The following is a 14,943-nucleotide window of genomic DNA, read 5'->3' as shown; positions in this document are numbered from 1 at the left end:
ATAAAAACACACAAAGTGCTTCTACATGAGACCATGGGAGCACTTTTCTCTAATTAGGCAGCGCATCCCAACAAACTATTTTGCCGAGCTTCCAATATCCTTACATTTACTATTTTATCTTTGTATTTATCGTCAGGATCATCAACGCATACTGATTGCATGTATGGGCTTTTACCAATAATTTGATTTTGGTGTTTACCTTTTTTATCACTGAATAGAACAGGAATAGTTTTTCCTATCATACTCTGATTAAATTCAAGTTGTTGCTTGCTAATTAATTCCTGTAAACGAAGAAGACGCTCTGTTTTAACCTCTTCTGGTACTTGATCTTTTCTTTCCGCCCCTGGCGTTCCTGGCCTTGGGCTATATTTAAAACTATAAGCCTGAGCGTACTTTACTTTTTCTACTAACTTCATAGTTTCCTCAAAATCTTTTTCAGTTTCTCCAGGAAAACCAACAATAAAATCAGAAGAAAATTCGATTTCAGGTTTCAATTTGCGCAATCTGTCTATTATTCCCAAATATTCCTCTGCCGTGTGTTTTCTATTCATTGCATGCAATATTTTATTCGAACCTGACTGCACAGGTAGGTGAACAAACGGCATGAGTTTTGGCTCTTCCGCATGCACCAAGTAGAGAGATTCGTGCATATCTCTTGGATGAGAAGTTGTGTAGCGGATTCTTTCTAGCTTTTCAATTTTAGCAATGTGACTAATTAATTTTCCTAAATCCCACACCTCTCCTTCGCACTCTCCATGATAAGCATTGACGTTCTGACCAAGTAAAGTAATTTCCTTTGCTCCGTTTTTAACCAAATTCAATGCTTCACGAAATATTTCATTTACTGGTCGTGAGTACTCAGCCCCGCGAGTGTAAGGCACCACACAAAACGTACAAAATTTATCACAACCTTCTTGTATAGCAAGAAACGCAGAAGACCCTTGATTATTGCCATAACATTCATCCGGCAATTTATCAAACTTTGCAACTTCTGGAAAATCAGTATTTATTATATGACCTTTACTTCTACTTGCTTTGACTATCAACTCCGGTAAAGCAGGAATACTCTGCGGACCAACAACAATATCAACAAAAGGAGCCCTTCTGAACACTTCTTCTCCCTCTGCTTGCGCTACACATCCAGCCACCACTATAGTAATTTCCTTATTTTTTTGTGATGAATGAATCCTTCCAAGCTCTGAATAAAGTTTTTCTGCTGCCTTCTCTCTAATATGACAAGTATTTAATATCACCAAATCAGCTTGTTCTGCATTACTCACAACACTGAACCCTAGAGGCTTAACTATATTCTCCATTAAAACAGAGTCATAAACGTTCATCTGACAGCCGTAAGTTTTAATGTATAGGCCTTTCATATTAAAATTCTTCATATAAATCCTAGCAAATTATATGAAAAACTGGATTCCAGTACAACAGCCAATAAAGATTGCTTGACAAACCTTCTCGCTTTCCTTACTCTAACAGTAGGGGTATTTTAAGAGCTCAAAAATCTATCTCAGTCTGCAGACTTTCCAGTCAATTTCTCAATAAAAAGTGTAGCGTATCTTCTTCGGTTTATACTGTAGTATGTGCGCTGCATTTTCTTTCTAATCTTTCAGGAGGATTTTATGTCCAGAATTCCAGATACTTAACCTTTATTCTTAAGCTAAAAACCGATTGGTACCTATGGTTTTTATAAAGAAAGTGCAAAAAATACTTTAAAGAATATGAAATAAAGGTAGAAAAGGCTTAAGTAGCCAAAAACTGTTTCCAGGCATAAATTTGTCATGTATACCAAAAAGTAATTACACTAATATAATATTCACACTTATATACTAATATAGATATAATACTAATTAAAGAGCATGTTATGCAAGAAGAAGTATCAGATTCTGCAGATGCTCTTTATCAAAATAAATGTGATTCCTTTCGAGTGACACTCTCCTATATCTTTCTTTAGGTTATACAGAAGTCTAACACAATTATAGAACAAGCTTAAAAGTTCTGGTAAAGTAGTTTTATTTATAAAGAGCATGCTACTTGATATTGAAAAACGCAGCATAACAAATGCACTTTGGAAGTTACAAGAAGCAGATCAAAGGGAGATTTTAACTCTTATACAGAGATTTGAGTTGCCAGAAATATTAGCAAGAATATTAGTTGCTCGTGGTGTTAACATAGAAAATGCACATGACTTCTTACATCCACTAATCAGATCGCTATTACCAGATCCCTTTCACCTCCTTGATATGGATAAAGCTGTTTCTCGCATAATAAAAGCAATAAACAATAATGAGAATATTGCAATATTTGGTGATTACGATGTTGATGGTGCAACGTCATCAGCATTGATTAATAGGTACCTAAGAGCGATTGGGACACACTCTATAATCTACATTCCAGATCGTGTTGATGAGGGCTATGGATTAAACGTAGATGCTTTATTACAACTTAAAAAAAACGGAATTGATTTATGTATTTCTGTTGATTGCGGTACGCTTGCATATCAACCGATAGAAGAGGCAAAGGTCTTTGGACTTGATATTATAGTTGTCGATCATCACCTTGGTACAGAAAAATTACCAAGTGCTGTAGCAGTTGTTAATCCCAACCGCCTTGATGAGAGCTCTCCTTATAATAACTTAGCAGCAGTTGGAGTATCATTTCTGCTAATTGTTGCCCTTAACAGAAGCCTACGTGAGCAAGGATTTTTTACCCACAAAAAAGAACCAGATTTATTTGATCTACTGGATTTGGTTGCTCTTGGAACTGTTTGCGATGTTATGCAGATTATAGGCCTAAATAGAGCATTTGTTTTGCAAGGATTAAAAGTTATGTCAGCAAGGAAAAACGTTGGCTTACGTGTTTTGTTTGACGCTTTGGGAATCCTTGAAAAACCAAGTGTTTCACGATTAGGGTTTAACATTGGGCCATGTATAAATGCTGGAGGAAGAATTGGAGAAGCATCACTCGGTGCAAGGTTGCTTTCCACTGATAATGAAGAAGAGGCGCATTCAATCGCGCTAAAACTAATAGATTTGAATAATGCAAGAAAAATGCTAGAAAATGAGGCTATTTTGGAAGCTACAACACAAGCGGAAAATTTTGCCCACTTAGGTGTAAATTTTATAATGGTAAGTGGTAATTGGCATCAGGGAATAATTGGTATCATTGCATCAAGACTAAAAGAGCAGTTTCACTTACCAACGATAGTGATATCTTTAAACAATGGAATAGGAAAAGCAAGCTGCAGGTCAATTTCTGGAGTAGATATTGGTGCCGCGGTTCTTTCTGCAAAATTTACCAACCTAATCATTGAAGGTGGTGGTCACAGTATGGCAGCGGGATTTTCGATTAAGGAAGACAAAATAAGTGATCTACATGATTTTTTTACTGAAAGATTTGTAAACTCTACAAATGACAAAATCATAAAAGCCGATGGCATAGTAACAGCTAAAGCAATAAACTTATCCCTGTGGAATCAATTGCAACGCTTAGAGCCATTTGGTGTTGGCAATCCTGAACCGAGATTCATCATTCAGGGGACAAAGATAAGAAAGCCGGAAGTTATAGGAGTTGATCATATAAAATGTTTTATTGCTGATGATAATGTTATGGTAAAAGCTATTGCGTTTCGCTCTGCAAATACTGAGCTTGGCTCTGCTATCATGCAGGGAAATGTTAAATCAATTTTAGGTAAAATCTCTATGAATTACTGGAATGGCAATGAATTTGTGCAGTTTTTGATAGAAGATGTCTTAACCATTAGTTAAGTTACTATTTTAAAATAATTACCTATCAATCTCACCAAAGACTATGTCGAGTGAACCGATAATTGCTGCAATGTCAGCAAGCATGTGTCCTTTTGCCATGAAATCTAAGGCCTGTAAATGCGCAAAACCAGGTGCTCTTATTCGACATCTATAAGGTCTATTGGTACCATCTGAAACTATATATACTCCGAATTCGCCTTTTGGCGCTTCAACAGCCACATAAGCCTCACCTTCTGGCACATGATATCCTTCTGAGTAAAGTTTAAAATGGTGAATCAGAGCTTCCATAGATTTTTTCATCTCTGCTCTTGGTGGTGGAGAAATTTTTCTATCTTCAGTTTTTATTGGGCCTCCAGGCATTTTCTCTATACACTGCTTCACCAAGCTGATAGATTGCCTAATCTCTGCCATTCTTACTAAATAACGGTCATAACAGTCACCATTTTGACCGATAGGTATATCAAAATCTAGCTGATCATATATCTCATATGGCTGGCTTTTCCGCAAGTCCCAAGCGAGACCAGCAGCACGCAGCATTGGTCCACTAAAGCCCCAATCAAGCGCCTGTTTTATTGATATTTCACTAATTCCTACAGTTCGTTGCTTCCATATCCTATTTTCTGTCAGAAGACCATCAACATCATCTATATACTTTGGAAATTGCTCTATAAATTTTGCAATATCCTCAATCAAACCTTCTGGAATATCTGCTGCAACTCCACCTGGCCTTATATAAGCTGCGTGAAATCTTGCACCTGAGGCCCTTTCATAGAACTCGAGTATTTTTTCTCTCTCTTCAAAGAGCCATAAAAGAGGAGTCATTGCTCCAACATCAAGCGCTTGGGAAGAGATGTTTAGTAAATGATTTAGTATTCTTGTCAGCTCACAAAATAGAACACGCAAATATTTTGCCCTAATCGGAACTTCGCACTGCAATAATTTCTCTACACATAACGAATATGCATGCTCTTGTGACATTGGTGACACATAATCAAGGCGGTCAAAATATGGCAAAGCTTGAAGATAGGTTTTATATTCTATCAATTTTTCAGTGCCACGGTGCAAAAGCCCAATATGAGGGTCTGCCCTCTCAATCACTTCACCATCCATTTCTAAAACAAGACGTAACACCCCGTGTGCAGCTGGATGCTGCGGTCCAAAGTTTAACATCATTGTCTTTAGATCAGGCATATTTGGCAGTTTAAGGTATTAAAGTTGTATAGGATAAAATGTGTTTAAAGTCAATACAATAGAAAAACTCCTTAAAAGTTCACCATCTCCTCATGATCTGATAGACAATATTTATTTGAACTACAATTATTATACTTGTGTTGATTAAGGTAGCAAAATTATGTATAGATAATTTTGACTAAAAAATAGTTTTTCAAGTCCTATTTTGGAGTAATCAAAATTAATGAAAGACAATAAATATAACTTAGGTTTAAGAATCATTCATTGGTTAATGTCTGCTCTTATTATTGGAATGCTTTGTTCTGGACTATACATGAAAAGTTTGCCGATTAGCAATGAAATTAAATTCAGCATATACGCTATTCATAAGGCTTGCGGTATCACCGTTCTTGGATTAATTATAGTACGCATATTTTTTCGCGTCTTTACTTATGTTCCACCACTTCCAGCCAATTTTTCTCGATTCGTAATTAATACGAGCAAAACGATACACTTTGGTTTGTATGCTTTGATGATGCTAATGCCACTATCTGGTTATGTCATGTCTTCTGCTTCTAGTAAAGAGATCAAATATTTTGTTCATATCCCTTTGTTAATCAATGAAAACAAAGAGCTAGCTAGTGCAGCTAATCAGCTACATTCGATACTTGCGTATTTTATGGTACTCTTTATAGTCTTACATATACTTGGCGCTTTGAAACATACATTCATAGATAAACAAAACATTTTTAAACGTATGATATAGGCTATATGTTGAGCAGGCTTTGGAAGAAAGGAACGAATTTTCTCGGTAGTGAATTTTCAATAATGGGTGGTGCTATGAGCTGGGTTTCAGAGAGAAATTTAGTTTCGGCAATTTCAAATGCCGGTGGTTTTGGTGTAATTGCATGTGGTGCGATGTTCCCAGACTTACTGAAAAAAGAAATCATAGAAACACAGAAATTAACTAACAAACCATTTGGTATAAACCTAATTACTATGCACCCAAAGTTGAGTGAGTTGATAGATGTGTGTATTGAAACGAAAGTAAGCCATATAGTGCTTGCTGGCGGATTACCAACAAAGCCTAATATAGAAAAAATCAAGAGTGCAGGCATTAAAGTTATGTGCTTTGCACCAGCATTAAGCCTTGCGAAAAGGCTAGTAAAAATGGGAGTAGATGCATTAATAATAGAGGGAATGGAAGCAGGCGGGCACATAGGGCCAGTTAGCACTTCTGTTCTTGCACAAGAGATATTGCCTCATTTTAAAAATGAACAAATACCAGTGTTTGTCGCAGGTGGAATAGGAAGAGGCGAAATGATAGTGAACTACCTAGAAATGGGAGCAAGTGGCTGTCAAATAGGTACATTATTTGTCTGCACGAATGAGTCAATCGCTCACAAAAATTTTAAAGAAGTATTCATCAAATCAGCTGCGCGTAATGCTGTATCTTCTGTGCAGATTAGTGCTGATTTCCCTGTAATTCCAGTAAGAGCTATAGCCAACAAAGCAAGTGATGATTTTATGAAGCATCAAAGAGATATTATCGATAAATATCAAAATGGAGAAATCTCAAAAGAAGAGGGGCAACTTGAAATAGAAAAGTTCTGGGCTGGAGCTTTAAGAAGAGCAGTAATTGATGGAGATGTTGAAACAGGATCTTTAATGGCCGGTCAAAGTGTTGGCATGGTTGATAGAGAAAAGCCTGTAAAAGAAGTGATAGATATGCTAGTTCAACAGGCAAGCAATTATGTTGAAATGTAAAACCAGTAATCAGCAAAGCAAATAGTTAGCAAATTGCTATAATTATCCGTAATAAGGCATAACCGCTTAGTTTTAATGTAAAATTAACGCTAAAGAGGTATCTATACATTTTGTTATGTATGGAGAGATGTTATGCTAAGTACTTCAAAAAAAACTCAGAGTAATGAAGTAGATATTAACCAAAAATTGTACGACACTATATACAAGAAGGTAACAAAAAAAACACATAGCAATCAAAGTCCAAAAAAAGATGGAGATGGAACTATCAAAAAATGCATAGAGTTGTTCAACAATGGAGCTGATCCCAATGTATTAATTCAATTAGAAAAATTACTGAGAAAGCAAGAAGAATATCAAAAATATTATAATTATTACACTGAGAAATTTCTTCCAGCATTGAAAAAAAAAGTGATAGAGTCAGGGGAATTAATGAAACCTTCAGTACTTAACAATGAAGAAAAATCATCACAAAGATCACCAACAATAAAAGGGAAAACATTAAAAATAATTTCAGAGATTACTAAAAAGAGCAACAATAAAGATCATTCTAGTAGCACTATTCAAAATCAGAAAAGTCTTAGAAGTAATCAAGCAAATAGACAAAATAATACTATGGAACTATTTAACAAACAAAGTCTTTCTGGTGAAGTTGAAATTCCCAAAAATTCAGGTATTAATCCTCTGGAAAAGGATTCTTTAGCTAAGGGTGTAAGTGGAAAAGGAACCCCTGGAAAATACAATACCTTGAGAAATTCAGGTTATTATGGTGCTTCAGCACATCCTACATCAAAACAATCGCAAGCAAGAAAGGAGATCGCACAATCACAATTGAATAGTCAATCTGATCTTTCGATTGATAGTAAAGATTTAAAAAATGAAAAGCCTAATATAACTGTGAATGCTGTAGAAGTGCCAAGCGGTGCAAATACTTCTAAACTCAGTAGTAGTAGTGATTTAGATAGTGGAATAAATTTATCTGGCTTGGCATCAAGTAGCAGAAGGAGCAGCTTAACTTCAGTAACAAGCATTTCATCTGAGGAAAGTGTACACTTAAAATTAAACCCTGCTGAGGAAGATAATGGTTTGCAACTAGAAGATGAAGGAAAAACAAAATTAGCACATCCGAACAAAACAAGGCCCAAAGGACCAAGCGGAAGAAGATCCCCTTCTAAATATTATAAAAAGATTGAAGAAGGGCTAGCACCTCATTGTGTGATCTCAGTGACAGGCAGTAAGGTAAAAGATACAATGCAATCCAATAATTATGAAAATAATAGTAAAAACAAAAATCTTCACGTCGCACTTGTAACAAGTTCTGCTCTCTTAGCAATAGGGTGCATTGTTGCAGGAGCAATGACATCAGGATTAGTAGGAGCAGGACTGTTTGTGGTGGCTGCGGTGTTTGCTACAGCAACTGCTGCTGAATTGTGTTCAAACTTTCTGTCAAGTAAATTGACATCCATTAGTGTGAGTCCTCTTGTTGATAATAAAGAGCTAACACGGTGATAAAAGTTAAATATGAGTTACTTATGGTGAGCAAGTGAATTCGGTTCTTGCCTATTGATGTAAAAATTGTTACATTTGAGAAGTATCTTAAAGGTATTTAGCTGATGCATATTCAATTGGGTAGAGTTTTTGCTATTGTAGCCCTGTTAAGTTTTATCTTCATGTCATGTTCTAGCAAAGCAAGTGATGAATTGAAAAATATACCAGGAACGTTGAAAGAACTTATTTCTTCATTTTTAGTTAAAGATACTGTAGAAAATATGAGTCCCTCAACAATTATAGGTTTATGTATAGCTACAGTGATACTTGCAGTAGTGTTCAGAGGCCTAATTTTTTTCATGATAATATTTGGCGTACTGATCATGATGTTTGGAAGCACAGAAAAGGCAACAGATTACCTGAAAGAAAAATTCAACTTTGCAAAGGACATACAGTTACAATCCAATAACAAAAAAGAAGATAAGGATTAAGTAAGATAGATGATTCTTTATTATCTTTTTATTGAATACGCATGATATTGTATGCAACCAAAAGTACCAGCCACTAGATCTAATTCTGAAAAAAAGAACAATTTAGCGTTACTAGAAAGTATTAATTTAGATTTTATCCCTTATGCTTGCCACTACGATGAAGAAACTATACTAACAAAACAGGGGGAATTATTAAAAATAATCAAATTAGAAGACTATTCTTCAGTTGATAACTATGGTGATCTTAGAACTGAAATTAGAAAAAGTATATCAAAAAATATCAAGAGTTTATATTTTACCGTTTGGATTCACACTGTCCGTAAGCGCAATAAACTGAGCTTACAGTGGAATAAAACTTCAGACTTTTCCGATCAGCTACACTCAACGTGGTTTAATAAACTAGTTGATAGTAAACTACAGTATATAAATGAGCTATACATTGTGGTGTTACTTAGTGATTTTGGCAAACATATTAATAATGCATTTTTTTTTGGCGGGATAAAGAATAGGCACAAGTTATTTTTACAAAAAAATCATCAAGAATTACAAAAAATAACTGACCTGATTCAAAAAGATTTAGAACCTTTTGGAGCTAAAAAACTGGGCCTTAGATCTAGTGAAGGCAAAATATATTCTCAAATGATGGAATTTCTCCATTACATTATTACATTAACGCACAAAGATTATCCAATATGTGAAAGGGATCTATCGCAGCATGTTAAAAATTTAAAAGTAGCTTTTGGTTTCAATAAATTTCAAATATCGTTTGAAGGTCAACAGAAGTTTGGTTCTATTTTTTGCATAAAGGAATATCGAGAAATCCCCTTAGAAAATATAGATAGGTGTTTGCAACTTGACTCTGAGCTTATCATCACAGAAATAATAATATTTACTAGTAATAATAAAGCAGTAAAAGAATTCAAAAAACAAATTAATATACTGCAAATCAGTGAGGACAATACCTTACTTCAAAACTCAGGAATAAATGAAATAATAGAGCTTGAAAAAATTTCTGCTATGGATTTTTGTCAACAGAAAATTATTGTTACAATCTTTGCAGATGATAAGAATAGGTTAGCTAAAAATATCAGTGATTTATCCTCTGTAATGTCGTTAATCGGGTTGATGATGTTTAGGACTGATCTGCACATGGAAAATCATTTTTGGGCACAGCTTCCTGGAAACTTTGCTTTTGTTACACAACCAAAAAATATATTAGAAAAATATGCTTGCAGCTTTGCTATGTTGCATGATTTTACATCAGGTACGTTAAAAGGAGGAAGATGGAAAGAAGCAGTAACAGTTTTTTTTTCAAAAAAAGGCAGTCCTTACTTTTTTAACTTTCATGGAAAGAAAAATAATGGTCATACCACAATACTTGGAGCTCCAAATTCAGGTAGAACCTCACTGATCAATTTCTTACTTTCGGAGTCAAGAAAATTTAACCCTAGGATTGTTATATTGGATAATACTGGAAAATCAATAATATTTACTAAAGCAGTAAGCGGCCAATATTACATAATTGATCCAAAATATAAAGATAAAAGTCTAAAATTTAACCCACTGAACATTGAAGATAGTGCTTCTAATCGCAATATGCTTGTTGAATTGATCAAAAGGATGGTTGCAGATGCAAGTTTGGTAGACGTAGAAGAAAAGACAAAAAAAATTGTAGATTCTATATTTGCTATACCAAGAGAATCGCGCTCTATTTCTCAAATTTCTGAAGTGCTTTTACTTCTTGGGGGTAAAATAAGTAAATGGTGTGGTGATGGTGAATTTGCTTACTTATTCCAAGATGGTGATGAGTCAGACATTGACTGGGAAACAAAAACTATATCCCTCAATACTGCGAATCTCACTAAGCAAAAAGAATGTATGTCCGTGATACTTTACTATTTCTTATACTCTTTCGAAGCAAAATGTGATGGCTCACCTGCAATACTTGTTTTGGATGAAGCATGGGAGATAAGTAATATTTTTCCTACAGAGGGAGAGTTTGACGACTGGATGCAAAGAATGACAAAGTTAAATGTTGTAGTAATTCTAAGTACTGAAAACTTAAACCTAGCATTTGCTAGCAAGTTTACTCAATATTTAGATAAGCATGTCGATACCAGGATTCTGATGCCGAACATCAATGCAAACAGATTATACATGAAGGCATTTTCTCTGTCGAAAGAGGAACTGAATGTCATTTTGCAAACACCAACACAGGAAGGTTTATTTTTGATCAAGCAATACAAAGGTTTAGTAACTTTAAATCTAGATTTGAAAAATATGAAAGAAATACATGTACTTTCAGCTAATAAAGAGACTATAAAGTATATGTATGAGGCGATGAAGGAAAAAGGCGAAAAAGTGAGTAAGTGGTTACCGGTGTTCTATGAAAAATGTAAAGCTTAATTTTTTATTGATATTCTCCTTGATATTTTGTCTTTCTTACCAAGGATATGCTGATTGTCCAACATTTGTAAAAAGTAATACTGAAATTGAAGCTGCAGGAAGTAAAGCAGGAAAAGGTATTGCAAATTTTTTTAAAGGCAAGTGGAGCGATTTAGACTTTGACGAAAAATTATTGCAATTTATTAAAGTTACAGCAGTAAATAATCAGGGACCAGAAGGTTACTTCGATCCAAAGATTAAGGTCTGCGATTACGAAGGAAACGACAACTGTTATATATTATCCAGTGGAACATTCTGCCGCCAGATATATGGAACGCAGAGTACAGGTGCTGGAGTTTCTGCAGCAGCTTTTATCGATTGGGAAGGGGATAAAATTCTGAATGATGGAAAGATTCATGGACAGATGACACAGGGTCTTGAGTGGGAATGGGCAGATGGTGTTACTGATGAAGAAAAAGTAAAATTTGCTAATTCTCCTAAGATATGTGCTTGTAGCCAAAAGGGTGCTTGCATGTCAGGAATTTCTTCATGGGACTCTAGAGTATTTTCTGGGGAAAATATTTTTCGTCCTGGAGAGATGGAAAAAGTTTGTGATACATGCTATCAAACAAAAGTAAAGTGTGCCCCTGTGCAACTTGCACCTGGCCCACCTCCATTTTGTGAACAACTTGCGATGTCACCACCACAAGTTAGAATTGTCCCTATAACAAATGAAGAAAATGATTATTTCCATCCAAGAGTTGGAGTCATTATTGGTGAGCTGAAAGAAAGAAGGGAAATATATGTTCCATCTGCTGTTTCAAATCACAAGAATATTCCAAGTTGGACATATCCTATTCCAGATAAAGATACTATCCATTATTTCAAAACCTATAGAAAGAAAGATCAGCTCTGCGCTGAATATTATGGTACTGAAAAAGAAGAATCAAAAAGAAAATTACAATTTCCTGCCCGTTGTTTTCCATCACCAACTGCTCCAAAGCCTGAGGAAATAAAGGTAGTAAATGAAAATACGCTAAAAGTAAAAATGAAGATGAGTGAGAACGTTTGTACTTATGACGCACGTGGAACTCACAGTAATGGCATCTGTACTTTTTATGTTAATAAAAATTCTCCTACATACATTGGCCATCTGCCTTTAATAGTAGTAAAGCCAGCAATAGTAAAAAAAACAACTGGTAACGGTAACATAAAAAGCGATATCGATAACATAATAGAAGGTATATTAAAAAATAACTCTCAGTTTGAGGTTTTAAAAAAGTATGGATATGTTCCCGATATTGAAACAGAATGTAAAGAGCTTCAGAATGGTAAGTGCAAACTAGATGGCTCAGGATATCCAAAAGTAGAAATAAAATATAAAGAAAATCCTAAAAGTAAAATGCTATGCCTTTCTGGGTGGCAACCAGAACCAGAGGAGTTTGTTCTTAAAAAAGAAAGTAAGCTAATATCGCTAAAATCAATGGGGGCAAGATACAATAAATACAATACTGTTTATTCAAAGGAGTCTGATCAGCTTTATTATTTTCCCTGTAACAAAACAATTGAGGTTTTAGCACAGCCACAAGATGCACTGAATGAAATAATATTTAATAAAAAAGGATATATTTCCATTCCTGCTGAAAATAAGTCTAGAGATAACTGTGTTGCTAACAAGGATGATGAAATAGATACAAAACAGAATTGTAACAAATGCAAGATAGTATATAAATTGATAGATGGGGAGCGTAAAGAAGAATGTAAGCAAGGTGATGATGGTTGCCTCTGCTTTGATGGAGTATGTAGTCGCTCAACACAGTATGTGAACAAGGATAATAAGCCATTTTACTTAAGAGTTTCACAAGATGGAAATGGCGTTGTAACGAAATTAGATAATCCAATTAGAACAAATAGAACAGAAGTCTTTTTCGCTGATAAATTATGCAGGTTCGATTTAGACGGTTTAAAAAAGAGATTGCGTGAAATAATAGTAACGCAATTGAGAAATAAGAAGCAGGAGCTTGAAAGGAGTAATAAAGAATCTTATGAGCTTGGAGATGGCTATACAGACAACTTATCGGTATATGATTACGTTGAAATAGAAGCATGGGGAGGTGGTGAAGCTGGTCATATAATTGGTAAAGCTCGGTCTACTGTAAGCAAGCAAGGAAGGCCAGGTGATTACATTAAAGCTAAACTAAAAATCAACCCCGATTATCCCTACATTAAAGTAAAAGTAACAGAAGGTGGTGGTGGGCAAGAAGATTATAAATCTAACAAAGATGGGGGACCAACTTTAATAAAAATGTGCAAAGACCCTTCAGAAATAATTTGTAAAGATTTAATTACTGTTGCAGGTGGTGGTACATACAGAACCTATGGAAAAATAGATTATAAAGAGACAATAATTCATGAAGAAAGTTTAAAATTAGAAGAAAAAGTTACAAGAGGAGATAAGCTAAACTCTGGGGAGGATAATAAAATAGCATACATAAGAAATGGTGAAATTGGGTATGAAAATGTAAAAAAATGTAGTAAAAACTATGTGAATAAAAAATACGGTGCTGGCGGTTGTATCAATCAAAACACAGGGACTTATAGTAAAGGTGCTCCTGGTTATGTGAAGATTAAACCTATGTTTGAGAAAATTAATAAAGGAAGAGTAAAAAAAATAGATGATGCTATTAAAAAAATGATACAAAATCCAGATGACATCACAGGTATTGATGATTCCTTAATAAATAAACTTGATCAAAAGATTATTGATACAATTAAAGAAGAAATTAGAAAAGAATTGTTAGGATTATAGTCAAAGGACCCTGATGGTTGCAAATGGGGTAAAGTTGAATTTACATCACTGAGACAGATGCATGTGAAACCAGTGTTTCTTTTCTTGTCATCACAGCTTCCATAATGTCATCTCAGTGCGTGATGCACAGCTGTATAGAAATTGAAGATGTCATTCCAGTGCGTGACACCCACTTCTTTCTAGTGCTTCCTTCCTTGTCATCACAGCTTCCATAATGTCATTCGAGTAGCTGACACTGGAATCCATGTAAATTTAACTGGACGCCAATGTCACAAACTAGTCTTCTCATCTATCTTATTTTGCTACTCTGCTGAACAGATACGTCAATTTCATCTACTGATGAGCTAGGTCTGCTGTCCTTTATATGTTGTACCAAAAGCTCCATAATTTTTTTTTGCTCATAAAATTGCTGAAATGAATATATTCCATTCGAGCCAACTAACACGAAGAATCCTCCTTGTACATTTGGAGGATTATCATGCCAGCTAATTTTTCTTATGTATTCAGCAGCTTGCAAGGAAGTATCTCCTGAAAGGTTTTTAATATTAGGATCAGCACCTTTTTCTAGCAGTAATCTTGCCATTTTTTCATTACCTTTCATAGCTGCTATATGTAGAGGTGTATTGCCAAGCTGATTGCCAATATTGACATCCACCCCTTCTACACTAAGTAATAATTGAGCTACCTCGTCATGGCCATTATCAATAGCTACACACAAAGGATTCATACTGGTATCACAGCCATTGACTTTAGCACCATTATCAAGAAGCAACTTAACTACTGCTGCATGCCCATTCTGAGCAGCTAGATACAAGGGTGTGACATTATTTTTTTTATCTACTATGTTAACATCAGCATTTTTTGTGCTAATTAATAGTTCAACTATTTCAGTATGTCCGTTCTGAGAGGCTAAGTACAGAGCTGTTATACCAAATTCATTGTCTTTAGCATCAATCTCAATTTCTTGAGTATTAAGTAACACCTTTACAACTTCTACAAGTCCATTTTGAGCAGCAATATAATGCACCCATTTGTCTAGACCATTTTTTTCAAAGTGATCCGG

10 protein-coding genes are annotated in these 14,943 nt (G+C 35.0%); 7 read left to right on the top strand and 3 right to left on the bottom strand.

Going from position 1 to position 14,943, the window contains the following annotated elements:
* Positions 1-53 precede the first annotated feature (53 nt).
* A complete protein-coding gene (gene miaB, locus LB100_RS00880) occupies positions 54-1,376 on the bottom strand; it encodes a tRNA (N6-isopentenyl adenosine(37)-C2)-methylthiotransferase MiaB (RefSeq protein WP_264336779.1) in 1,323 nt (440 codons plus the stop codon).
* 657 nt (positions 1,377-2,033) lie between these two features.
* Here miaB and recJ point away from each other — a divergent pair.
* Positions 2,034-3,773, top strand: coding sequence for a single-stranded-DNA-specific exonuclease RecJ (gene recJ, locus LB100_RS00875; RefSeq protein ID WP_456201025.1), 1,740 nt, complete (start codon positions 2,034-2,036; stop codon positions 3,771-3,773).
* An 18-nt stretch (positions 3,774-3,791) separates the two neighbouring features.
* Here recJ and LB100_RS00870 read toward each other — a convergent pair whose 3' ends face one another.
* On the bottom strand, positions 3,792-4,964 hold the full coding sequence (locus LB100_RS00870; RefSeq protein ID WP_264719885.1) for an NADH-quinone oxidoreductase subunit D: 1,173 nt from the start codon (positions 4,962-4,964) through the stop codon (positions 3,792-3,794).
* 223 nt (positions 4,965-5,187) lie between these two features.
* Here LB100_RS00870 and LB100_RS00865 point away from each other — a divergent pair, with 223 nt between their 5' ends.
* The 6 genes from LB100_RS00865 (at position 5,188) to LB100_RS00840 (ending at position 13,880) form a co-directional block, all read left to right on the top strand.
* Positions 5,188-5,709: a cytochrome b gene (locus LB100_RS00865; protein WP_456201023.1), complete on the top strand. Its 522-nt coding sequence runs from the start codon at positions 5,188-5,190 to the stop codon at positions 5,707-5,709.
* 5 nt (positions 5,710-5,714) lie between these two features.
* Positions 5,715-6,710, top strand: coding sequence for an NAD(P)H-dependent flavin oxidoreductase (locus LB100_RS00860; RefSeq protein ID WP_264719883.1), 996 nt, complete (start codon positions 5,715-5,717; stop codon positions 6,708-6,710).
* Positions 6,711-6,842: 132 nt separating this feature from the next.
* Positions 6,843-8,216 (top strand): DUF350 domain-containing protein, encoded by a 1,374-nt coding sequence (locus LB100_RS00855; RefSeq protein ID WP_456201022.1) that lies wholly within the window; start codon positions 6,843-6,845, stop codon positions 8,214-8,216.
* 104 nt (positions 8,217-8,320) lie between these two features.
* Positions 8,321-8,686, top strand: a complete 366-nt coding sequence (locus tag LB100_RS00850) for a hypothetical protein (RefSeq protein WP_456201020.1) — start codon at positions 8,321-8,323, stop codon at positions 8,684-8,686.
* Positions 8,687-8,737: 51 nt separating this feature from the next.
* On the top strand, positions 8,738-11,092 hold the full coding sequence (locus LB100_RS00845) for a VirB4 family type IV secretion/conjugal transfer ATPase (protein ID WP_456201019.1): 2,355 nt from the start codon (positions 8,738-8,740) through the stop codon (positions 11,090-11,092).
* A complete protein-coding gene (locus tag LB100_RS00840; protein WP_456201017.1) occupies positions 11,073-13,880 on the top strand; it encodes a hypothetical protein in 2,808 nt (935 codons plus the stop codon). Before LB100_RS00845 ends, LB100_RS00840 begins: the two co-directional genes overlap by 20 nt.
* Before the next feature lie 289 nt (positions 13,881-14,169).
* Here the strand turns inward: LB100_RS00840 and LB100_RS00835 are convergent.
* Positions 14,170-14,943: ankyrin repeat domain-containing protein (locus LB100_RS00835; RefSeq protein ID WP_456201016.1), on the bottom strand; the 774-nt coding region annotated here is incomplete at its 5' end.

Source organism: Wolbachia endosymbiont of Protocalliphora sialia, assembly GCF_053891855.1.
The sequence above is the reverse complement of the archived record's forward strand: the minus strand, read 5'-3'. Positions and strand labels throughout refer to the sequence as shown.

What these genes read in the sequence shown, in the direction of transcription:
- miaB (WP_264336779.1), bottom strand. Translation starts at nt 1,376, where the DNA reads ATGAAAGGCCTATACATTAAAACTTACGGCTGTCAGATGAACGTTTAT.
- recJ (WP_456201025.1), top strand. Translation starts at nt 2,034, where the DNA reads ATGCTACTTGATATTGAAAAACGCAGCATAACAAATGCACTTTGGAAG.
- LB100_RS00870 (WP_264719885.1), bottom strand. Translation starts at nt 4,964, where the DNA reads ATGCCTGATCTAAAGACAATGATGTTAAACTTTGGACCGCAGCATCCA.
- LB100_RS00865 (WP_456201023.1), top strand. Translation starts at nt 5,188, where the DNA reads ATGAAAGACAATAAATATAACTTAGGTTTAAGAATCATTCATTGGTTA.
- LB100_RS00860 (WP_264719883.1), top strand. Translation starts at nt 5,715, where the DNA reads ATGTTGAGCAGGCTTTGGAAGAAAGGAACGAATTTTCTCGGTAGTGAA.
- LB100_RS00855 (WP_456201022.1), top strand. Translation starts at nt 6,843, where the DNA reads ATGCTAAGTACTTCAAAAAAAACTCAGAGTAATGAAGTAGATATTAAC.
- LB100_RS00850 (WP_456201020.1), top strand. Translation starts at nt 8,321, where the DNA reads ATGCATATTCAATTGGGTAGAGTTTTTGCTATTGTAGCCCTGTTAAGT.
- LB100_RS00845 (WP_456201019.1), top strand. Translation starts at nt 8,738, where the DNA reads ATGCAACCAAAAGTACCAGCCACTAGATCTAATTCTGAAAAAAAGAAC.
- LB100_RS00840 (WP_456201017.1), top strand. Translation starts at nt 11,073, where the DNA reads ATGAAAAATGTAAAGCTTAATTTTTTATTGATATTCTCCTTGATATTT.